The sequence below is a fragment of the Pannonibacter sp. SL95 genome (assembly GCF_026672425.1).
Taxonomy (GTDB): domain Bacteria; phylum Pseudomonadota; class Alphaproteobacteria; order Rhizobiales; family Stappiaceae; genus Pannonibacter.
Genome location: NZ_JAPPRC010000003.1, coordinates 1,696,035 through 1,718,546, shown reverse-complemented (window position 1 = coordinate 1,718,546; position 22,512 = coordinate 1,696,035). Strand labels below are relative to the sequence as shown.

At 64.9% G+C, this 22,512-nt stretch carries 17 protein-coding genes and 1 pseudogene; 12 read left to right on the top strand and 6 right to left on the bottom strand.

The genetic code is table 11. The annotated features are described in order from the left end of the window. Positions 1–25: 25 nt before the first annotated feature. From OVA12_RS08785 to OVA12_RS08760, 6 genes and pseudogenes are all read left to right on the top strand, one after another. Positions 26–961 (top strand): LysR family transcriptional regulator, encoded by a 936-nt coding sequence (locus OVA12_RS08785; protein ID WP_268136354.1) that lies wholly within the window; start codon positions 26–28, stop codon positions 959–961. Between the two features lie 100 nt (positions 962–1,061). Beyond that, positions 1,062–1,541 (top strand): formate dehydrogenase subunit gamma, encoded by a 480-nt coding sequence (locus OVA12_RS08780; RefSeq protein ID WP_268136352.1) that lies wholly within the window; start codon positions 1,062–1,064, stop codon positions 1,539–1,541. A 57-nt stretch (positions 1,542–1,598) separates the two neighbouring features. Continuing rightward, the gene (locus OVA12_RS08775) at positions 1,599–3,083 is read left to right on the top strand and encodes a formate dehydrogenase beta subunit (RefSeq protein ID WP_268136350.1); all 1,485 of its coding nucleotides are present in this window, start codon (positions 1,599–1,601) and stop codon (positions 3,081–3,083) included. Next, positions 3,080–5,958 (top strand): annotated as a pseudogene (gene fdhF, locus OVA12_RS08770) (formate dehydrogenase subunit alpha). The gene OVA12_RS08775 and the pseudogene fdhF overlap by 4 nt, the downstream one beginning before the upstream one ends. 31 nt (positions 5,959–5,989) lie before the next feature. Beyond that, positions 5,990–6,844, top strand: a complete 855-nt coding sequence (gene fdhD, locus OVA12_RS08765) for a formate dehydrogenase accessory sulfurtransferase FdhD (RefSeq protein ID WP_268136348.1) — start codon at positions 5,990–5,992, stop codon at positions 6,842–6,844. Continuing rightward, on the top strand, positions 6,834–7,049 hold the full coding sequence (locus OVA12_RS08760; RefSeq protein WP_268136346.1) for a formate dehydrogenase subunit delta: 216 nt from the start codon (positions 6,834–6,836) through the stop codon (positions 7,047–7,049). Before fdhD ends, OVA12_RS08760 begins: the two co-directional genes overlap by 11 nt. 121 nt (positions 7,050–7,170) lie before the next feature. On the opposite strand, the gene OVA12_RS08755 is transcribed toward OVA12_RS08760, so the two are convergent. From OVA12_RS08755 to OVA12_RS08735, 5 genes are all read right to left on the bottom strand, one after another. Further along, on the bottom strand, positions 7,171–8,706 hold the full coding sequence (locus OVA12_RS08755) for an indolepyruvate oxidoreductase subunit beta family protein (protein WP_268136344.1): 1,536 nt from the start codon (positions 8,704–8,706) through the stop codon (positions 7,171–7,173). Beyond that, positions 8,703–10,865: an indolepyruvate ferredoxin oxidoreductase subunit alpha gene (locus tag OVA12_RS08750; RefSeq protein ID WP_268136342.1), complete on the bottom strand. Its 2,163-nt coding sequence runs from the start codon at positions 10,863–10,865 to the stop codon at positions 8,703–8,705. Before OVA12_RS08750 ends, OVA12_RS08755 begins: the two co-directional genes overlap by 4 nt. Positions 10,866–10,974: 109 nt before the next feature. After that, a complete protein-coding gene (locus OVA12_RS08745) occupies positions 10,975–11,445 on the bottom strand; it encodes a MarR family winged helix-turn-helix transcriptional regulator (protein ID WP_268136340.1) in 471 nt (156 codons plus the stop codon). Further along, on the bottom strand, positions 11,442–13,004 hold the full coding sequence (locus OVA12_RS08740; protein ID WP_268137073.1) for a phytoene desaturase family protein: 1,563 nt from the start codon (positions 13,002–13,004) through the stop codon (positions 11,442–11,444). The genes OVA12_RS08745 and OVA12_RS08740 overlap by 4 nt, the downstream gene beginning before the upstream one ends. A gap of 4 nt (positions 13,005–13,008) precedes the next feature. After that, on the bottom strand, positions 13,009–13,800 hold the full coding sequence (locus OVA12_RS08735; RefSeq protein WP_268136338.1) for a cyclase family protein: 792 nt from the start codon (positions 13,798–13,800) through the stop codon (positions 13,009–13,011). Between the two features lie 98 nt (positions 13,801–13,898). Between OVA12_RS08735 and OVA12_RS08730 the strand changes: the two genes are divergently transcribed. The 6 genes from OVA12_RS08730 to OVA12_RS08705 all read left to right on the top strand — a co-directional run bounded on the left by OVA12_RS08730 (position 13,899) and on the right by OVA12_RS08705 (position 20,598). Further along, complete coding sequence (locus tag OVA12_RS08730) at positions 13,899–15,464, top strand: phytoene desaturase family protein (protein ID WP_268136336.1); 1,566 nt, start codon at positions 13,899–13,901, stop codon at positions 15,462–15,464. A gap of 24 nt (positions 15,465–15,488) precedes the next feature. Then, entirely contained in the window at positions 15,489–17,006 is a 1,518-nt protein-coding gene (locus OVA12_RS08725; protein WP_268136334.1) for an ABC transporter substrate-binding protein, read from the top strand. A gap of 75 nt (positions 17,007–17,081) precedes the next feature. After that, complete coding sequence (locus tag OVA12_RS08720; protein ID WP_268136332.1) at positions 17,082–18,092, top strand: ABC transporter permease; 1,011 nt, start codon at positions 17,082–17,084, stop codon at positions 18,090–18,092. Then, positions 18,085–18,936: an ABC transporter permease gene (locus OVA12_RS08715; protein ID WP_268136330.1), complete on the top strand. Its 852-nt coding sequence runs from the start codon at positions 18,085–18,087 to the stop codon at positions 18,934–18,936. The genes OVA12_RS08720 and OVA12_RS08715 overlap by 8 nt, the downstream gene beginning before the upstream one ends. Beyond that, positions 18,933–19,805: an ABC transporter ATP-binding protein gene (locus tag OVA12_RS08710; RefSeq protein WP_268136328.1), complete on the top strand. Its 873-nt coding sequence runs from the start codon at positions 18,933–18,935 to the stop codon at positions 19,803–19,805. Before OVA12_RS08715 ends, OVA12_RS08710 begins: the two co-directional genes overlap by 4 nt. Continuing rightward, positions 19,798–20,598, top strand: coding sequence for an ATP-binding cassette domain-containing protein (locus tag OVA12_RS08705; RefSeq protein WP_268136326.1), 801 nt, complete (start codon positions 19,798–19,800; stop codon positions 20,596–20,598). The genes OVA12_RS08710 and OVA12_RS08705 overlap by 8 nt, the downstream gene beginning before the upstream one ends. 267 nt (positions 20,599–20,865) lie before the next feature. Here OVA12_RS08705 and hemA read toward each other — a convergent pair whose 3' ends face one another. After that, positions 20,866–22,083 carry a 5-aminolevulinate synthase gene (gene hemA / locus OVA12_RS08700; RefSeq protein WP_268136324.1) on the bottom strand — a complete coding sequence of 406 codons (1,218 nt, stop codon included), beginning with the start codon at positions 22,081–22,083 and terminating at the stop codon, positions 20,866–20,868. Positions 22,084–22,512 lie beyond the last annotated feature (429 nt).

Sequence of the window (22,512 nt, the reverse complement as noted above, 5' to 3'; positions counted from 1 at the left end):
TGACGGCCAGACAACCGGTGCCCAGATGATCGACAAGCTGGAAATGTTCATTGCGCTCGCCAACGAGAAGCACTTCGGCCGCGCGGCCGAGGTGATCGGCGTGACGCAACCGACCCTGTCCTCGGCCATGAAACAGCTCGAGGACCAGCTTGGCGTGCAGCTGATCCATCGTGGCTCGCGCTATCAGGGACTGACGCCGGAAGGCGAGCGGGCGCTGGACTGGGCTCTCAGGATCGTGGCTGACGCGAGAGCCCTGAAGGCGGACATGCGGACGGCACGGTCAGGTCTGTCGGGCAACCTGAGGCTCGGCGTCATTCCGACGGCGCTGCCGATGGTGGTGGATCTGGTAGCTCCTTTCACGGAGAAGCACCCGAAGGTGCGCGTCTCGATCCTGTCGCGGACATCGGCCGAGATCCTCGAGCAGATCGAACGGCTGGAACTGGACGCTGGCATCACTTACCTCGACACGGCGCCGTCGCGCCGCGTTGAGGTCCGCCCGCTGTATCTGGAGACGTATTGTCTCCTGATGCGGGCCGACACGCCGCTGGCACAGAGACCATGCCTGACCTGGACCGAAGTTGGGCAGCAGCCGCTGTGCCTGTTGTCGAGCGACATGCAGAACCGGCGCATCGTTGACCGGCATCTGACCGCCGCGGGCGCCGCCTCCGCGCCGATGGTGGAATCCAATTCCATCATCGTGCTGGTCTCACATGTACAGACCGGCCGGTGGATGTCGGTGGTTCCGGCCAAGCTTGCCGATCACTTCGTGACCCAGCGTGAACTCGCCGCCGTTCCCATTGTCGCTGGTGCGCCAGAGGATGCCCCAGAGGACGCGCCAAAATCCGGCCAGCAGGTCGGCCTGGTGGTCGCCCAGCGGGATCCGCATACGCCGATGCTGCAGGCTCTGATCGATCTGGCCGAAGCGATGGCCCGCAAACGCGCCGGGTCCGGCACAGCTTGATGATGGACGGCACGATAGAGCGAACCTATCGGCCAACGATTTGACGAAATTGAACAAAGCGACGCACAGGCTCAAAGTGCAGTCTGGAGAGGAGACGCTTATGTCGGCACATTTTTCAGCCGACACGATTCGTGCGACCACGCGCGAGATCGTGACGGCACATGAACCCCTCGAAGGCCCGCTGCTTCCCATCTTGCACGCTGTGCAGGAGGCCTTCGGTTTTGTCCCTCAGGAAGCGCTGCCGGTGATCGCAGACGGGCTCAACCTGTCGCGCGCCGAAGTGCATGGTGTCATGAGCTTCTATCATGATTTCCGGGCAGAGCCTGCCGGCCGTCACGTCCTGAAGGTCTGCCGGGCCGAGGCCTGCCAGTCCATGGGCATGGACGCACTGGCCGACAAACTCAAGCGCCGGCTCGGGATCGACTGGCACGGCACCACCACCGACGGCGCGGTAACGCTGGAGCCGGTCTATTGCCTCGGTCTTTGCGCCCAGTCGCCGGCCGCGATGCTGGACGGCGAGCTGTTCGCCCGCCTGGACGACGACGGCGTCGACGAGATGCTGGGAGGGATCGGCAAATGAGCGTGGACCGTCTTCGTTCCCCGCGATGCAGCGGCCCTGGCGGTCGGCGCCGACAAGGTGGCGGCGGCCATCGAGCGCGAAGCGTCTGCCCGCAATCTCGATGTCACCATCATCCGCAATGGCTCGCGCGGCATGCTCTGGCTGGAAACGCTGGTCGAGGTGCGCACCGACAAGGGCCGCGTCGCCTATGGCCCGGTGAAGGCCTCCGACGTGCCGTCCCTGTTCGACGCAGGCTTCCTGACGGGTGGTGACCACAGGCTCGCCCACGGCGTGACCGCCGAGATCCCCTTCCTGAAGGGCCAGACCCGGCTGACCTTTGCCCGTTGCGGCGTCACCGATCCGCTGTCGCTCGAGGACTACCGCCACTACAAGGGCCTGAAGGGTCTGGAAGCCGCCGTTGCAATGACCCCGGCCGAGATCGTGAAGCAGGTCACTGACAGCGGCCTGCGTGGCCGCGGCGGTGCGGGCTTCCCGACCGGCATCAAGTGGAAGACCGTCGCCGACGCGAAGGCAGACCAGAAATACATCGTCTGCAACGCCGACGAAGGCGACAGCGGCACCTTCGCCGACCGGATGATCATGGAAGGCGATCCCTTCGTGCTGATCGAGGGCATGGCGATTGCCGCCATCGCGGTCGGCGCGACCAGGGGCTACATCTACACCCGCTCCGAATATCCCCACGCCATCGCCATCATGCAGGACGCGATCGCGATCGCCCGGCGCGAAGGCATCCTGGGCGAGTCCGTGCTGGGCTCCTCCCATGCCTTCGACATGGAAGTGCGCGTCGGCGCGGGCGCTTACGTCTGCGGCGAGGAAACCTCGCTGCTCAACAGCCTGGAAGGCAAGCGCGGCATCGTCCGCGCCAAGCCGCCGCTTCCCGCGCTGGAGGGCCTCTTCGGCAAGCCGACGGTCGTCAACAACGTCATGTCGCTGGCCTCTGTTCCGGTCATCATGGACCGGGGCGCGCAGTTCTACCGCGACTTCGGTGTTGGCCGCTCGCATGGCACGATCCCGATCCAGCTGGCCGGCAACCTGAAGCACGGCGGCCTTTACGAGACCGCCTTCGGGCTGACGCTGGGAGAGCTCGTCAACGACATTGGCGGCGGCACAATCTCCGGCCGCCCGGTGAAGGCCGTGCAGGTCGGCGGGCCGCTCGGGGCCTATTTCCCCCCGGCCCTCTTCGACACGATCTTCGACTACGAGGCCTTTGCCGCCGCCGGCGGTCTCATCGGCCATGCGGGCGTTGTCGTCTTCGACGACACGGTGGACATGCTGGCCCAGGCTCGCTTCGCCATGGAGTTCTGCGCCATCGAATCCTGCGGCAAGTGCACGCCCTGCCGCATCGGCGCCGTGCGCGGCGTCGAGACGGTGGACCGGATCGCCCGCGGTGACGCCGCGGCCATCCCGCTGCTCGAAAGCCTTTGCAGCACGATGAAGTCCGGCTCGCTCTGCGCCCTCGGCGGGTTCACCCCCTACCCGGTCATGAGCGCCCTCACCCACTTCCCCGCTGACTTTGACAGAATGAAGGAGGCCGCAGAATGAAGGACTCCCGTTTGCTTGACCGCGACTTCGGCACCCCGGCCGCCCGGTCCGAAAAGATGATCACCCTGACCGTCGACGGTTTCGAGGTCAGCGTGCCGGAAGGCACATCCGTGATGCGGGCGGCGTCGGAGGCCGGCATTTCCGTGCCCAAGCTCTGCGCCACCGACATGCTGGATGCCTTCGGCTCCTGCCGCCTCTGCCTTGTCGAGATCGAAGGCCGTGCGGGCACGCCCGCCTCCTGCACCACGCCGGTCGCGCCCGGCATGGTCGTCCACACCCAGACTGGCAAGCTCAAGGACCTGCGCAAGGGCGTGATGGAGCTTTACATCTCCGATCACCCGCTCGACTGCCTGACCTGCGCGGCCAATGGCGACTGCGAGCTTCAGGATATGGCCGGGGCCCTGGGCCTGCGTGATGTGCGCTATGAGGCCGTGGACACCCATTTCCGCGCCCGCAACGCCGCGGCAACGTCAATCCGCAGTGGCTGGCCAAGGACGAGAGCAACCCGTATTTCACTTATGACCCGTCGAAATGCATCGTCTGCTCGCGCTGCGTGCGCGCCTGCGAGGAAGTCCAGGGCACCTTCGCCCTGACCATCGAAGGCCGCGGCTTCGACAGCCGGGTTTCGGCCGGCATGATGGGCGACACGTTCCTCTCCTCCGACTGCGTGTCCTGCGGCGCCTGCGTGCAGGCCTGCCCGACGGCGACGCTGCAGGAAAAGAGCGTGATCGAGATCGGCACGCCGGAGCGGGCCGTGGTCACCACCTGCGCCTATTGCGGCGTCGGCTGTTCCTTCAAGGCGGAAATGCGCGGCGACGAGCTGGTGCGCATGGTGCCCTACAAGGACGGCAAGGCGAACCGGGGCCACAGCTGCGTCAAGGGCCGCTTCGCCTGGGGCTATGCCCAGCACAAGGACCGGATCCTGAAGCCGATGATCCGCGAGGCGATCACCGATCCCTGGCGCGAAGTCTCCTGGGACGAGGCGCTGAGCTTTGCCGCCGGCCGGATGAAGGCGATCCAGGCCAAACATGGCCGCCAGTCGGTCGGTGTCATCACCTCCTCCCGTTGCACCAACGAGGAGACCTACCTCGTCCAGAAGCTGACGCGCGCGGTCTTCCGCAACAACAACACCGACACCTGCGCCCGCGTCTGCCATTCGCCCACCGGCTATGGCCTTGGCCAGACCTTCGGCACCTCGGCCGGCACGCAGGACTTCGACAGCGTCGAGCACACCGACGTGGTCATCGTCATGGGCGCGAACCCGACGGACGGACACCCGGTGTTCGCCAGCCGCCTGAAGAAGCGTCTGCGCAAGGGGGCCAAGCTGATCGTGATCGATCCGCGCCGCATCGATCTGGTGCAGTCGCCGCATATCAAGGCTGCGCATCACCTGCAGCTGAAGCCGGGCACCAATGTCGCCGTCATCTCGGCGATCGCGCACACGATCGTCACCGAGGGCCTCTTCGACGAAGCCTTCATCCGCGAACGCTGCGACTGGGACGAGTTCCAGGACTATGCCGAGTTCATCGCCGATCCGCGCCACAGCCCGGAAGCGACGGCTGACCTTACCGGCGTGCCGGCCGAGGAGCTGCGGGCAGCCGCAAGGCTCTATGCCCGTGGCGGCAACGGGGCGATCTATTACGGCCTCGGCGTGACCGAGCATTCGCAAGGGTCCACCACGGTCATCGGCATTGCCAACCTTGCCATGATGACCGGCAACATCGGCCGCAAGGGCGTCGGCGTGAACCCGCTGCGCGGTCAGAACAACGTGCAGGGCTCCTGCGACATGGGCTCGTTCCCGCACGAGCTGCCCGGCTACCGCCATGTGAAGAACGATCATGTGCGCGAGATTTTCGAGAGCCTGTGGGGCGTGGAACTGGACAAGGAACCGGGCCTGCGCATCCCCAACATGCTGGACGCGGCCGTCGAAGGCACGTTCAAGGGCCTCTACTGCCAGGGCGAGGACATTCTCCAGTCCGATCCGGACACCAAGCACGTCGCGGCCGGTCTTGCCGCCATGGACTGCGTCATCGTGCATGACCTGTTCCTGAACGAGACCGCCAACTACGCCCATGTGTTCCTGCCGGGCTCGACCTTCCTGGAAAAGGACGGCACCTTCACCAATGCCGAACGCCGCATCAACCGCGTGCGCAAGGTGATGGCGCCGAAGAACGGCTATGCCGACTGGGAGATCACCCAGATGCTGGCCAATGCCATGGGGGCGAACTGGACCTATCGGCATCCGTCTGAGATCATGGCGGAAATCTCGCTGACGACGCCGTCCTTCGCCGGCGTCAGCTACGAGCGGCTGGAGGAACTGGGCTCGGTGCAGTGGCCCTGCAACGAGAAGAACCCGGAAGGCACGCCCTTGATGCACATCGACGGCTTCGTGCGTGGCAAGGGCAAGTTCATCCGCACCGAATATGTCGCAACGGACGAGCGCACCGGCCCGCGCTTCCCGCTGTTGCTCACCACCGGCCGCATTCTCAGCCAGTACAATGTGGGTGCGCAGACACGGCGCACGGCCAACACCGTCTGGCACGAGGAAGACGTGTTGGAGATCCATCCGCATGACGCGGAAAACCGCGGCCTCAAGGACGGCGACTGGGTGCGGCTGGCCAGCCGCTCCGGCGAGACGACCTTGCGCGCGAAGATCACCGAGCGCGTGTCTCCGGGCGTGGTCTACACCACCTTCCACCACCCGACGACCCAGGCGAACGTCATCACCACGGACTTCTCCGACTGGGCGACCAACTGTCCGGAGTACAAGGTGACGGCGGTGCAGGTGGCTCCCTCCAACGGGCCGAGCGCCTGGCAGGAGGACTATGCGGCACAGGCCGAACTGTCGCGGCGCATCCTGCCGGCGGCGGAGTGATCGGCATGGGCACAGGAGCCTGGACCGCGCCATGAGCCTCGCCACCGCAGCGCCCCGGCTGCGCCTGCGCGTGCGGGCGGGAACGGCCCGGCAGGAGGACGCCCTCCTGCCGGCGGAAGTGCCCGTGGCGATCGGCTACAACGGCACGACGCAGGCCGTGATGATGGCAACACCTGCGGACCTCACCGACTTTGCGCTCGGCTTCTCGCTGAGCGAGGGCATCGCAACGCCTGAAGACATCCGCGAGATCGAGTCTGTCGACACCGAGGCAGGCATCGACCTCAGGATCTGGCTGAAGGACGAGGCCGGCAGCAGGCTCATGGCGCGGCGGCGCAGCATGACCGGCCCCGTCGGCTGCGGCCTTTGCGGTCTCGACAGCCTCGAAGAGGCGAAACGGCATCTGGACCCCGTTCCGCCCAGTCCGCTGCGCCTGAGCCGCCAGGACATTGCCGAGGCGATGACGTCGCTGACGCAGCACCAGCCGCTGCATGACATGACGCGCGCTGTGCATGCCGCCGGCTTCTGGCAGGACGGCAAGGGGCTCGTCTGTGTGCGTGAGGATGTCGGGCGGCACAATGCGCTCGACAAGCTCATCGGTGCGCTGGTCGGCGCTGGGACCGTGATCCCGGGCGAGCCGGTCAATGGCGCGGTCGTCCTCACCTCGCGCATCTCGCTCGACATGGTGCAGAAGTGCGCTGCCCTCGGCGCGCCCGCCATCCTGGCCGTCTCGGCGCCGACATTGGCGGCCATCGAGGCGGCGGAGGCTGCAGACATCACGCTCGTTGCCCTTGCCCGCGGCGAGGGCTTCGATCTTTACACCCACCCCGGGCGGATCACTCTCGATCCGGCCCCCCATCCCCTCGCAGAGACCGCCGATGTCCCCTGACAAGCTCGTCTATATGGCCAACCAGATCGCAAGGTTCATGGAAACCAAGCCGCATGCCGAGGGCCTTGCCGGTTTGGCCTCGCATATCAATGATTTCTGGGAACCGCGCATGCGAAAGCAGTTCTTCGAGATCCTGGAAACCGGCGGCGACGGCTTCCGCCCGCTCGTCCTTGAGGCGGCAGAGCAGATCCGCCGGCCAGCCTGATCAGGATAATAAAAAGCCCCGGAAGCAAAGAGCTTCCGGGGCAGCTGTGAACGAAGACCGGCTTCCTGAGGGTGGGCAGAAACCGGCCCGCACAGAAACGTGAACCAGACCTCGCGCCGCTTCAGACGAAGCTGCGGATGGTCTGGAGGGCGCCATCGAGTGCCTTGCCCTCCTCGTCCTTCAGCGCCGCCTCGCGTAGCCGGCGCGTCCAGTCGGCCGCATCCGGCCGGCCTTCGACCATCCGGGCACCGTCCAGCACCTTGTCGAACTTGCTGAGCCCGCGCGCGTGGGTGTCGGAGTACCCCTTCACCAGCCGGCGGCAGCGGATCACCTCCACGGCAAGGTCATAGTCGCGCGGGGCGAGCGCCAAGGCCCGGTCGAGCCAGGCCGCCAGATGCGCCATCTCCTGCGCATGGCGCAGGGTGCGCCGGCGCCAGCCTTTCAGGCCGCCCAGAATGTAGAGCTGCAGGAAGGCGGTGAGACTGTCGGACCGCAGCCGCTTGCCCTTGTCGAACAGCCGCCCGAGCAGCGCCATCCGGTCGGGACTGGCGGCCCAGCGGGCGCCCATGCGCGCCGGGAACAGCGAAACGATTTCCTCTGCGCGTGGATGCAGGAACTCGGTCACCTGCAGCAGGTTGCCCGACTTGGCGCCCATTTCCCTGGCGATACGCTCGTGCCGACCCGCACGCGTCTTGGCATCGGCAACCCGGATGATGTCATCATAGGCCATGGCATTGGCGACGTATTTCGCCGCCTCCCGGGTCAGATCATGCGGCGGCCGGTCGACCGCAGCAACCCGGCCCAGCCGGTCGAGATATTCAGCCCCATAGGCGATGTCCTGGAAATCGACCACCTTGCGCAGACCAGCTTCGGCCATCGCCCAGGCAGGTTCGGGCAGACGGCGGATACGGTCGAGCAGCGCCTGATAGGCTTCGACCTGACGCTTAGGACCGCGGAGGCCAGGTGCGGCCGTGGGGGCTGGAGCGACCTCTTCCAGCAAGGTGCCCTGCGCCGCCGCAAAGCCGGCATTGAAGGCGCGGAGCGAGCCCTCCACACCCTTGCCGCTGCGCCGGATCGCGTCTTCAAAGGCCTCGCGCGGGAACGGCAGCGCGCCGCTGCCGGCCAGCGCCCCGAACAGGCTGGCGGAGATGACAGATCCGTTCTTGACCGCGAGCGTGTCGAAGTCGGCGTGGATGAAGCGCTGCGCCGCGATGTCGGCCGCCGCCATCACCTCCTCGCTGGAGGCAATGCCGTCGCCGGGCACCATCTTCTCGCTCACCGCCAGCGCCCGGTGCGTGGAGGCAATGAGGGTGGTGCGGTCCGGCGTGACGAAACCGCGCTGGATTGAGCGGCCGGCTTCCATCATCTCGGCCGCGATCATGATGTCGACATCGCCTGCTGCCGGCATCAGGGAGAACACCGGACTGGCCTCGCCCTTCGGTGCCATCTCGACGTAGTAGACGGTGGCACCCGTGCGCTGCGCGACGCCGGCAACGCTGGTGGCCTGCGCGTCATAGCCGTTCGAGCGCGCCACATCCTCGATCCAGCTGGTGAGCACGCCGCCGCCCTGCCCGCCGACGGCCAGTGCCGCCAGCTTGATGATGCCGCCGAGACGCGGATCGGCCGCGCGCCGTTCGAGAAGACCGGCCATGGTCATGATTGCACCCCTCCAAAATCAAGCCGCCGCGCCGTGCGCCGACGGATCAGCCAGCCGATGACGGCAGAGCGGACACCGGCCCACCAGGCCTCGAAGCCACCCGGGTTGTGCACCACGTCGGCACGGTAGAAGCTCGGGCAGAGAATGGCGGCATCTGCCACCTCGCCGCAGTTGCCGCAGCCGACACAGCTCTGGTCGATCGAGGCCACAGGATCATCGCGCAAGGGATCATCCAGCCGCTTCAGCGACAACGACGGGCAGCCCGATAGACGGATGCAGGCGTGATCGCCGGTGCAGACCTCCTCGTCGACACCGAACTTCGGCGCCTCGACACGGCGGCCGGCCTTGATCGCCTTCGCGACCAGCGGCTTTTCGCGCCGCTGCCGGTTCAGCATGCATTCCGACGAGGCAACGATGACCTTCGGTCCCTTCTCCGGCGTCGTCAGCGCTTCGCGGATCGTATCGCGCATGCGCGCCACGTCATAAGTGCGGTCGATCTCGCGCACCCAGTTGATGCCGATGCCCTTCAGGGCACGGGAGATCGGGTTCTTCGTCGACTTGGTGTCGTTGTCGGCGCGCGAGGACATGATGTCCTGACCACCCGTTGCGGCCGAGTAATAGTTGTCGACGACGATGGCCACGCCATCCGACTTGTTGAAGGCTATGTTGGTGAAGGACGACGACAGGCCGTTGTGCCAGAAGCCGCCATCGCCAATGATCGCAATCGGCCGCTTGGCGCCGCCACCGTCAAAGGCACCGTTGGCCGCCGGTCCAAGGCCGTAGCCCATGGTTGCCCCACCGATCTCGAAGGGCGGCAGCGAGGCAAACAGATGGCAGCCGATGTCGGCGGCAATCTGGTGCTTGCCGAGCTCCTTCTCCACCAGCTTCATCGCGGCAAAGATCGGCCGTTCCGGGCAGCCCGTGCAGAAGCCAGGCGGGCGGATCGGCACGGTCTTCGACAAGTCAGGGATCTCCGGCCGTTCCTGGTTCGGCGCGCGGACGGCCGCAGGCAGGGTCTGCGGTGCGACCTTGCGCAGGAAGGCCTCGATGGCATCGAGCATGACGGTGCCATTGTAGTCCCCGGCCAGCGGAAACAGGCCCTTGCCATGCAGGGCAACGCTCGCCCCAGCGCGGTAGAGATAAGAGCCAAGCTGGGTTTCGATGAACTCCGGCTGGCCTTCCTCCACCACGAGGACATGCTCCTTGCCCGCACAGAACTCGAGGAATTCACCGGACAGCAGCGGATAGGTGACGTTGAGCACGTAGATCGGAATGTCCGACTGGCCATGGATATCAGCCAGACCGAGACGCTGCAGGGTACGGACGACACCATTGAACATGCCGCCCTGCACGACGATGCCAAGGCGCGGGCCATCCGGGCCTGCAGCGGGGCCGAAGAACTCGTTCAGCTTGCGCTCACGGATGAATCGCTCTGCGGCCGGCCAGCGGTTCTTCACCTTGTCCTGCTCATGGGCAAAGGACATCGGTGGCAGCACGACGCGGGCAAAGTCGGAGCGCGGATTGGCCACCGCATCCTTGACCGTGAAGGCCGGCGGGCGATTGTCGCGGCAGGTAAAGCTGCCGGTCACATGGCACGAGCGGATACGCACCATGAGCATGACCGGGGTATTGGAAGCCTCTGATAAATCAAAGCCATCCGATACCATCTTTACAATTGAAGTGAGATTGGGGCGCGGGTCGAGCAGCCAGAACTGCGACTTCATCGCGAAGGCATGGGTGCGCTCCTGCATGATGCTGGAGCCCTCGCCATAGTCCTCGCCGACGATGACCATTGCTCCGCCCGTCACGCCGGAGGATGCAAGATTGGCAAGCGCGTCGGAGGCGACATTGACGCCGACGGAGCCCTTGAAGGTCACGGCACCACGGATCGGGTAATGCACGGAAGCGGCCAGCATCGCCCCGGCGGCGGCCTCGTTGGCATTGGCCTCGAAGCGCACGCCAAGCTCCGACAGCAGCTCCTCCGCGTCGGCCAGCACGTCCATCAGATGCGAGATCGGCGCGCCCTGATAGCCGCCAACATAACCGACGCCGGATTCCAGCAAGGCCTTGGTGATGGCCAGAATGCCTTCACCGGTGAAGACCTCGCCCTCCCCAAGGCGCAGATGCTCGACTTCGGCCTTGAAACTGCGTTCGGCCATTTCCCTCTCCTCCTCACCATTCCGGCCCAGGGGCCTGGCGAAAGACAAAGCTTTCCCGTTCCCGCCGGAAGCACCGGCAGGCTCCATCACCCGTTGCGCTCGTCGCGTCCTAGATTTCGTGCTTGCGGATATTCGTCAGCATCTTCTGCAAGGTCGCCACGAAGGCGCGTTGCTCCTCGTCTGGTATGCCCTTGAACAGCCGCGCGGCCGAGGCCGCCATATGCGGCCACAGCGTCTCGAAGGTGGCGCGCCCGGCATCCGTCAGGAACACCCGTACGGCGCGGCTGTCGCTGGCGTCGGCTTCGCGCCGGATCAGCCCCTCGGTCTGCAACTGATCCAGAGCACGGCTCAACGTCGACTGCTCGACGACCGTATAGACGGCAAGCTCGCGGATCAGCGGTCCCTCGACCACCGACAGCACTGCCAGTGTCCGCATCTTCGGCGTTGTCAGGCCGACATCTGCCATTTCCTCCCGGATCATCGCGTTGTACCGGCCCATGATCCGGTTCATCAGATAGGGGGCAAAATTGGTCAGGCCAATCTCGCCAAGCCTTGCATGGGTTTCGGTGTCTTCACTCATGCACCAAGCCTCTTTGCGGCGTTGAACCCGGATCCTCCTCCAAGACCCGGCCCAGGATGGGTCGAAGCACCGATATGGATAAGTCCTTTGACCCTGCCAAGACCATTGGTCGAATGGGCAAGAGGCCGCCAGATGAAGAACTGGTCGATGCCGCAATGGCCGCCGTAAGGATCACCGCCGACGAGATTGACGTTCATCGCTTCAAGGTCCTTGGGCGAATAGGCGCGGCGGGCGAGCCGGATCGCGGCAAAGTCGCGGATGTGACTGGCAAGAATGGCCTCGATCCGGTCGGCAAAGGCCTCGCGCGTGGCCACATCCCAGCTTCTGCCGCCGATCTTGCCGGCAGCATCGCCCTTGATCGACCGCGGTGCATCCGGGATCTGCAGCCAGAGAACCGCCTTGCCGTCGGGCGCGCGCGAAGGATCCAGCGCACTCGGTTGCCCGACACAGATCGTCGGCACCTCCGGCAACATGCCACGCTCGGCCTCGTTGGCGGACTTGGACACGGCATCAATGCCGTCGCTGAGATGGATCAGGGCCACTTTTTCAAGCCCCTCGGCCATCCAGTCTGGCGCGCGGTCAAGCGCATAATGCAGCTGGAAATCGCCGCGGCCATGCCGAAACGTCTTTGCAGCGCCTGCATCCTCGGGCGGCGCATCCGACCCCAGAAGGCGTCCATAGAGTTGACCCGGCGCGACGCTGGCGAGCACGGACGGTGCAGCGATTTCCTCGCCCGTGGTCAGGCGGACGCCGGTAACGCGGCCATCTCGCACCAGAATGCGTTCGACATCGGCACCGCTCCGCGTGACCCCGCCGCGTTCCTCGATCAGCCGGCGAAAGGCGTTCACCGCCGCCCCTGCCCCGCCCCGGACCAAAGGTGCACCTGCAGCCTCGAGCGCGAAGGCGATGACCTGGCCCATCTTGGCCGAATAGGCGCTTTCCGGCGTCAGGCCACAGTGCAGCACCCACGGCGCCCACAGCGCCTGCACCAGCGGGCTTTGGTAGCTGGTTTCGAGCCAGCCGCGTGCCGGCGCCAAAGCCTCGCCCATCCAGGCCGCAAGCCCGCGCAAGCCCCGCCGGCGAACCTGGCCGAACATCAGGCGGGCAGTGGCAAAGGACCACAGATCACCGCCCAGCAGCGAAAACAGGAACGGCGCCTCGGCACCGATCGCTCCGACATCGCGTCCATGCTGGTCACCGTCGCCGGACGCCAGGGCGTTGAACGCTGCAATGTTGCGGGCCTGATCGGTCGACAGCACCAGCGCCGACCCATCCGGCCGCAGCACGGCTGTCGGATGCGGCGTGTGGCAGTACTCCATGCCATGGCGGGCGAGATCCGGAGCAAGCAGCGCCCCGGCTGGCGACGTCATGAACAGGACGAATGTGGCGGCCATCACATCATGGCTGAAGCCCGGCAATGTGACCTCGCCGGTGCGCATGCAGCCGCCGAAGTCTGCCTCGCGCTCGAGCACGAGCACGCGGCGGCCTTTTGCGGACAGCATCGCCGCTGCGACCAGGCCATTGATGCCCGAGCCGATGATGATGTGATCGACCGCCATCGGATCAGCCCCGCGGGACCAGCGCCAGGGCGCGGATCGGCGATCCCGTGCCATTCTTGATCTTCAGGGGCGCCGCAATGAGGATCGCGCCCTTCGGCGGCAGCTTGTCCAGATTGGCAAGGCTCGCCAGACCATAGCGATTGTGCTTGTGCAGGAGGTTATGCGCCGGGAACGGCGGCGTCATGCCACCGGCCTGCCCTGCATCGGTGCCGATGCACTGGCTGCCCCAGCCGACAATGCCCTTGCCGATCAGGTATTCGATGGTCTCCGCCGTCGGTCCGGGCGTGTGCGGTCCGGTCTCGTTGGCATTGAGGAACAGGGCCTCGTCATGCGCGCGGACGTCCCAGTCGGAGCGCAGCACGACCCATTCGCCGGCCCCAATCGCCCCGTGACGGGCCTCCCAGGCCTTCACGTGCTCGACAGTCAGCAGGAAATCCGGGTCAGCGGCGCATTCAGCCGAGAAATCCAGCACATTGACCGGCGCCACGAGCTTTTGGACAGGAAGCGTATCGGTGTAGCCGTCCGAATAGTCCTTGCCGGTGATCCAGTGATGCGGCGCATCGAAATGGGTGCCGGAATGCTCGCCCAGTTCCAGCCAGTTCCAGGCCCAGAACGGACCGTTATGATCGTACTCGCTGATGCGGTGGATCTTGATCGGCGGCGTGTCCTTGGCGAAGTCCGGCGGCAGCTTGATGAGGGGCGTCTCTGGCCCCAGCACGCCGGAACAATCCACCACTTCGACCCCTCCCGAGGCGAGCAATTGCCCGAGGTCCGCAAGCATAGCTCCAGCTGTCATGTCTCTCTCCCTAGAACGAGGTCCTCCAACCTCTGAAATCACTCTAGACAGAATTAAATGCAAATGCAAATATCCTTCTGTCATTGGGAGGTGGCAAAATGTCAGACAGTTTCGACGCGGTGCTGATCGGTGCGGGCCACAATGCCCTGGCCGCCGCATTTCATCTGGCCAGGCGCGGCTGGAAGGTCGCCGTCTATGAACAGGCCAAGATGGCCGGCGGCGCGGTCAAGACCCAGGAACTGACCCTGCCCGGCTTCCGCCATGACTGGGCCGCGATGAACCTGTCGCTTTTCGCTGGAAGCGCCTTTTTCAAGACACACGCATCCGACCTGACCGCCCAGGGCGCCGCCTTCGTGCCGGTCAACCGTCCGTTCGCCTCGGCGTTTTCAGGCGGCAAATGGTGCGGCGTTGCAACTGACATCGCGGAAACAACGCGCAACATCGCCCGTTTTTCAGCCCGCGATGCAGAGACGTGGCAGCGGCTGGTCAACGGCTTTGCCAAAGAGGCCCCACATCTGTTCGGCCTGCTCGGCAGCCGGATGAATTTAAGTGCATTTGCATATTTTATTCTCAAAACGCTGCGCGGCAAGGGCGTGGCCGGGTCGCTCGATCTTGCACAGTTCCTGCTGAAGTCGCCGCGTGCCTATCTCACCGAGACCTTCGAGGCGCCGGAAGTGCGCGCCATGCTGGGTGCCTGGGGCATGCATCTCGACTTTGCTCCTGACGTCGCCGGGGGCGCGCTGTTTCCCTACCTCGAGGGCATGGCTGGCCAGGCCTTCGGCATGGCCATCGGCCAGGGCGGCGCTGACACGATCATCCGTGCCATGGTCAAGGGGATCGAGGCCCATGGCGGGCGTGTCGAGACGGGTATCGCAGTCGCGCGAATCCTGAAGGACGGTGACAAGGCCAGCGGCATTGAACTGGCGGACGGCCGGCGTATAGCGGCCAGACATGTGATTGCCGGTGTTGCCCCGTCAGCCCTTGCCCGCCTCACCGGCGGGACAGAGCCGGCTTTCGACAAGGCAATGCAGGACTTCCGGCACGCGCCCGGGACCATGATGATCCATCTGGCCCTGGACAGCCTGCCCGACTGGGCGGCTGGCGACGCGCTGAAGTCCTATGCCTATGTGCATCTTGCCCCGAGCCTCGACCAGATGGCCCGGACTTATCAAGAAGCCGAGGCAGGACTGCTGCCCAGCGAGCCGATCCTCGTCGTCGGTCAGCCGACCGTATTTGACCCCTCCCGCGCACCGGCGGGCAAGCATGTGCTGTGGGTTCAGGTCCGCATGGCACCCGGCACGATCCTTGGGGATGCAGCGGGCGAAATCACGGCGACAAGCTGGCCCGAGGCAGCCGACCCCTTCACTGAGCGCGCCCTGACGCTGCTCGACGGCTATGCCCCCGGCATCCGGTCAAAGATCCTCGGCCGCCACGTTGTCACCCCGACGGACCTCGAAAAGGACAACCCGAACCTTGTCGGCGGCGATCAGGTCTGCGGATCGCATCACATCGCCCAGAATTTCCTGTTTCGCCCGGCCCGCGGCCACACGGACGGGTCGACACCAATCAAGAACCTCCACCTCACCGGGGCAGCCGTCTGGCCCGGCGCGGGCACGGGGGCAGGCTCAGGCTTCCTGCTGGGCCAGAAACTCGCTGGCAAATAACAAACAATCAGAGGGAACAGAAACATGGAACTGACACGCCGTACTCTCCTGCAAGGGGCCGCCGCCGGCGCGCTGCTTGCTGTCTCGGGCCTGCCCACATTCGCCGCCATCGACGAGTTGGTCATTGCCTACAACGTCAACCTGCCGAGCTGGGATCCGACCGTCGGCCCGTCCGCCGTCAACCCGACCATCCAGGGCCTGTACCAGTCGGTTTTCGACCAGTTCATCCTGCAGCAGCCGGACCTGAAACCCGCACCCGGCATCCTGACCGAGTGGGGCTGGAACGAGGACAAGACCCAGGTCTGGATGATGGTGCGCGAAGGCGTGACCTGGCATGACGGCTCGCCGCTGACGGCCGAGGATGTGGCCTGGTCGCTCGCCCGTGCTGCCAACCCGGACACCGGCAACCCGATCAACTTCATCTGGAGCACGCTGACCAACCACCGCACCGAAGGCAACATCGTCACGGCCGACGTGAAGCAGTTCGACCCGACCATCTTCAAGTGGATGTATTTCCTCACCGGCTATGTCATGCCGAAGGCCTACTTCGAAAAGGTCGGCGCGGAAGGGTTTGAAGCCGCTCCGATCGGCAGCGGCCCCTACATGGTCGACAAGTTCGAGCGCAACGCCTTCGTCCGCCTGAAGGCTTATCCGAACTACTGGGGCACCAAGCCGGAGTTCGAGACGGTAACGATCAAGTTCGTCACCGACGCCACTGCCCGTGTCGCGGAAGTGGAATCGGGCTCCGCCCATGTCACGCTCGAAATGCCCTACGAGGAGTACGACCGGCTCAAGGGCAAGCTCAACGGCGTTGCCGCGCCGATCTCCGACATCGGCATGATCTTCCTCAACGACGTCGACGTGATGAAGGATCCCAACGTCCGCAAGGCCGCTGCCCATGCCATCGACAAGCAGACGATCATCGACCGGCTGATGTCAGGCTATGGCGTCAAGCTCGATACCCTGCAGACGCCGCAATACGACGCCTTTGATCCCTCGATCACGGTCGCCTATGACCCGGCGAAGGCCGTCGAGCTTCTGGCCGCGTCCGGCTACTCGAAGGACAAGCCGGTCAAGTTCAAGATCCAGACCACAAAGGGCTTCAAGCCGAAGGACTACGAGGTCATCCAGGCCATTGTCGGTCTGTGGCGCAAGGTCGGCATCGAGGCAGAAATCGAAGTCTACGAAATCGCCAAGCATTACGAGCTGCGCGCTGCAGACACCCTCGCCCCGGCCGCCTTCTACAACTGGGGCAATTCGGTCGGTGACCCGACCACCTCGACCGGCTTTGCCATGTTTGGCCCGTCGCCGCACTCGCTCTGGGATGGCGAAGACCTGATGGCCAAGATCGCGCCGCTGTGGGGCGAGAAGGACGAAGGCAAGCGCATCCTCGGCTGGCAGGAGGTCGACCGGAGCATTGCAGAAGACGCGCTGGTGATCCCGCTGCTGCAGTATGTGCAGCCGATCCTGTCGGCCAAGGGTGTCACTGTCACGCCGCATGCTTCCGGCGCCTTGTTGCCGCAGCTGATGAAGCGCGGCTAACCCTGCGCCACGAGGTTCGGCCGGCACGAGGAGAGCCGGCCGGACCTGTCACTTCGCGCTGGGGGACACGGGCGCATGCAGATTTTTCGGACGCTACTCTTGCGGCTGGCGACGACGGCGGTGACGCTTGTCGGAGCTGCCGTCATCGTTTTCTTTGTCATCCGCGTGGTGCCAGGCAATCCGATTGCCATGATGCTGCCGCCGGGGGCAACAGAGGACGACATCCGCCGGCTTACGGCTCTCTACGGTTTTGACAAGTCGATCCCGGAACAATTCGTCATCTGGGCTGGCGGTGTGCTGAGCGGTGACTTCGGCATGTCGATCACGGCGCGCCAGCCGGTGCTGGACCTCGTTCTTGGCCGACTGCCAGCGACGCTGGAGCTGTCGCTGATGGCCCTGGTCATCGCCGTGTTCATTGGCGGTGTCAGCGCCCTGACCGGAACGCGCGAGCGCGGCACCCGGATCGAAGCCGCCATTGACGTATCGAACGGCATGGCGCTGTCGGTGCCGGACTTTCTCTGGGGCCTGATCCTGGTGCTTGTGTTCGGCGTTGCATTCCCGATCTTCCATATCTCCGGACGGATCACGCCGTCGCTCGACCTGCCCTTCTCGACCGATTTCTATCTCATCGAAAGCGTCATCCGGCTGCGCTTCGACCTGTGGCTGGATCTTGTCAGCCACATGTTGCTGCCGGCCCTGGCGCTGGCGATCCCGCTGGCGGCGATCATCAGCCAGCTGCTGAAGCAGAGCCTCAAGGAAACGATGCACCTCGACTATGTCACCCTGTCGCGGACCAAGGGCTATGGCGAGACGCATGTGATCACGCGCGAGGCCCTGCCCAATGCGATCCTGCCGACGCTGACCCTGGTCGGCGTGCAGTTCACCTTCCTGATCGGCGGTACCGTCATCATCGAGCGGCTGTTTTCCTATGAAGGGCTCGGCAACATGGCCATCGACGCGGTGATCAACCGCGACCTGCCGCTGATCCAGGGCATCGTGCTGCTGTTTGCCTTGATCTTCACCGGCGTGAATCTCGCCGTTGACCTCCTCTATGCCGTCCTGAACCCGAGGCTGCGCCATGCTTGACGGACGTTCCCTGATCAAACGGCGGGCCGGAGCGCGGCTGTGGCTTGCCGGACTGTGGCTGGGCGGACTGTTCGCCGCCGCCCTCGCCGCGCCCCTGATCGCGCCGCAAGACCCGCTGGCGCAAGACCTGTTCCTCGGCCGGATGCCGCCCTTCTGGATGGCCGGCGCGGAACCGGGCTACTATCTCGGCACGGACAGCCTTGGCCGCGATGTGCTGTCACGCATTTTGTACGGTGCCCGCATCGCTTTCCTCGTGGCAATCGTCGCTGGCAGCCTGACCTGTCTCATCGGCGCTGGCCTCGGCCTTGCCGCCGGCTTCCTGCGTGGCTGGGTCGACCTTGCCGTGTCGCGCCTGATCGACATCTGGATGGCGTTTCCGCCGGTGCTGTTCGCGATCCTCCTGATCGCCGTGATGGGACCGGGGCTGTTCTCGATCGTCCTCGCCATCGTCGTCATCGACTGGACGCGCTTTGCCCGGGTGGTCCGGGCCGAGGCGATGGCACAGGGGGCGATGGATTATGTCGCCTCAGCCGAGGTCGCCGGCCGCAGCCGGTTGTCGACGATGATCGTCGAGATCCTGCCCAACGTGCTGCCGACGATCGTCGTGCTGCTGACGCTAGAAATGGGCATTGCCGTGATCGTCGAGGCGATCCTCTCCTTCGTCAACCTGTCGATCTCCACGGATGATCCGACCTGGGGCGGCATGATCGCCGAAGGGCGCACGTCGATCCATCAGGCCTGGTGGGTGATCGTGTTCCCGCTCATCACCCTGTTTCTCACCGTCCTGTCCTTCTCCCAGCTGGGCGAAGGCCTCAAGGACCGTTTCGATCCGGTGCTGCGATGAGCTTTCTGACACTTGAGGGCCTTTCGGCGCGGCTGAAAGGCACGGACCATCGGCTGTTGCGCAAGGTCTCGCTGTCCGTGGCGGCTGGAGAAGTGCGCGGCCTCGTGGGCGAGAGCGGCGCTGGCAAGTCGATGATCGGCAAAGCCATCCTCGGCATCCTGCCGCGTTCGGTCGAGATCGTGGCCGGCTCGATCGTGCTGGACGGGGTGGATCTTCAGTCCCTCTCCCCGCGCGAACGCCGGCGGAAGATCGGGGCAAGTTGCGCCCTCATTCCGCAGGATCCGCTCACCGCGCTCAATCCATCACGCCGCATCGCACCGCAGATCACGGATCGGCTGGTGGACATCCTCGGCTGGGACCGCAAACGCGCCGAAGACCGGGCGCTGGAGCTGCTGGGCGAGGTCCATATCGCCGAGCCTGAACGGGTGCTGCGCTCCTATCCGCATGAGCTTTCCGGCGGCATGCGCCAGCGCATCCTGATCGCCTCCGCCTTTGCCGCCGAACCGAAGCTGATCGTCGCCGACGAGCCGACGACGGCGCTGGACGTGACCGTGCAGAAGCAGATCCTGAAGCTGATCGGCGAGATGCAGCGCCGGCATGGAACGGCGCTGCTGTTCGTCACCCATGACCTCGGCGTGGTGTCAAAGGTCTGCCAGACGCTGAGCGTGCTCTATGGCGGCATGGTGGTGGAGGACAGCGACGTGCGCTCCTTCTTCGCAGCCCCCGGTCACGCCTATTCGCGGGCCTTGCTGGCCGCAAGCCCGAAATACACCGACCCGGACGGCAGCCTGACCCCGGTGCCCGACGCCGTCATCGAGGCCGTTCGGCAGGAAGTCGCGGCCGCAGACAGGACATGGTCCCATGGCTGATCTTTATGAACTGACAGACGTGCGGCTTGCCTTGCCGGACATGACGCGCAAGCCCTTCCTGGGGGCAGCGCCCCGAACCGAGATCCTGAAGGGACTCAGTTTCTCCATCGGCCGCGGGGAGATCCTTGGCATCGTCGGCGGATCAGGATCCGGCAAGTCGACGCTCGGACGCTGTCTTGTGCGCCTGCTCGAGCCGACCGGCGGACAGATCCGCTTTGACGGCGTGGACATCACGCATCTGGATGCCAGCCAGCTCAGACCGTTGCGGCGACGCTTCCAGATGATCTTCCAGGATCCGATGTCTTCGCTGAACCCACGCCACAAGGTGGGGCAGCTGATCAGCGCGCCGCTGCGCCTGCATGGTGCCCACCAGCCGGATCGCGCCGCCATCCTGGCACTGGAGCAGGTCGGCCTGCCGCGCAGCTTTGCTGACCGCTATCCGCATGAACTGTCCGGAGGCCAGCGCCAGCGGGTCGGCATTGCCCGGGCAATTGCACTGAAGCCGGAATTCATTCTGGCCGATGAAATCGTCTCAGGCCTCGATGTCTCATCGCAGGCGCAGGTGCTGAACCTGCTTGATGAGCTGGTGCGCGATCTCGGACTTACCCTCGCCTTCATCAGCCATGACCTGTCGGTGATCCGCAGGCTCTGCAGCCGGGTGCTGGTGCTCTACAAGGGCGAAATCGTCGAGAACGCAGCGACAGCAGACGTCTTCGCAGCCCCGAAGGCCGACTACACCCGTGCCCTGCTCGACGCGATTCCCCTGCCCGACCCGGATCAGGTCTGGGCTTGATGGGAAAGAAACTTCAACTCGAGTTCGTCATTCCGGACAAGGTGAGCGCAAAGCGAACCGCAGATCCGGAATCCAGCACATCAGCGCGAGCGTAAGCGAGCACCATAACTCGCCAGACCCAGATGCGTACTGGCGCGCTTCGCGCGGCTGACTTCTGGATCCCGGCTCGGCGCTTCGCTGCGCTCAGCTGGGCCGGGATGACGGTCGAGCACAAACAAAAAACGCCGCCCTCAGGGCGGCGCTTTCATTTCACAGCATATGATCAGGTCAGGCGACGGCGCGGGCCAGGGCGCAGCGGGACCACAGGTCGTTCAGCGCACCGACCAGATGATCGATGTCCGCATCGCTATGGAACGGCGTCGGCGTGATGCGCAGCCGCTCCGTGCCCTTGGGGACGGTCGGATAATTGATCGGCTGAACATAGATGCCGTAGTTGTCCAGCAGGATGTCCGAGATCCACTTGCACTTGGCGGCGTTGCCGACCATCACCGGCACGATGTGGCTCGGGTTGTCCATGTGCGGGATGCCGCGGCGGTCCAGAAGGCTGCGCACGCGGGCGACACGATCCTGGTGCTGCTGGCGCTCGAGCGAGCTGGCCTTGAGATGGCGGATCGCCGCCGTGGCACCGGCGGCAAGTGCCGGCGGCAGCGCGGTGGTGAAGATGAAGCCAGAGGCAAAGGAGCGGACGAAATCGCACAGGTCCTTCGAGCCGGTGATGTAGCCGCCCATGACACCAAAGGCCTTGCCGAGCGTGCCTTCGATGACATCGATCCGGTGCATCAGGCCTTCGCGCTCGGCAATACCGCCGCCGCGCGGACCATAGAGGCCGACAGCATGGACTTCATCGAGATAGGTCAGTGCGCCGTGCTTTTCGGCCACATCACAGATCTCGGCGATCGGGGCAATGTCGCCGTCCATCGAATAGACGCTTTCAAAGGCGACCAGCTTGGGGCGTGACGGGTCATCGGCCGACAGAAGACGGTCGAGATGCTCGGGGCTGTTGTGCTTGAACACGCGCTTGTCAGCGCGGCTGTGACGGATGCCCTCGATCATCGAGGCATGGTTGAGCGCGTCCGAGTAGACGATGCAGCCCGGGATCTGGGCCGCGAGGGTGCCGAGGGCAGCCCAGTTCGACACATAGCCCGAGGTGAAGATCAGGGCGCTGTCCTTGCCATGCAGGTCGGCGAGCTCACGCTCCAGCGCGACATGCGAATGGTTGGTGCCGGAAATGTTGCGGGTGCCACCAGCACCGGCGCCGCAGCGGTCGATCGCCTCCTTCATGGCAGCGACCACATCGGGATGCTGGCCCATGCCGAGATAATCGTTCGAACACCAGACCGTCACATCATGCGACGAGCCATCCGCGCGGTAGCGAGTCGCACGCGGGAAGTTGCCGGAATGGCGTTCGAGATCGGCGAACACCCGGTAGTTACCGGCCTCCCGCAAGCCATCCAGCGCTTGCGCGAAGAAGCTGTCGAAGTTCATGCCCTCAATCCCTCTCATTCACCACTGCGGGTACTGCCGTCCTGTGCCCAATTACCGACACTTGTCAGCCCCGCACCATGATTTCGATCAAACCGCTGACCATCATCCTGGTGCGGTCTGCGCCGCGATCCGGGCCGTGCCTGCGCGTGCAAGCCCTTGCGCGCCTATCTCGCCACATTGGTTACCGCATGCGTCCGATCCAACACATAGTGTAAAACGCCGCAGGCTGTCATTATTCTAATTTCGAGTTTCCGAATTCTTTTTGCCCGTTTCCGCCAGAAATCCCGCGCCGGGACACCATGCGCGCCCCTTCCAGAGGGGCGAGGCAACCGAAACCAGCCTGCCAATCGCCTCAAAAACCCACGAACCTTCCCAGTCCGACCTCGTCTCTGGAACCTTTGGCGATCCACGGCGTTGATGTTTCGAGGC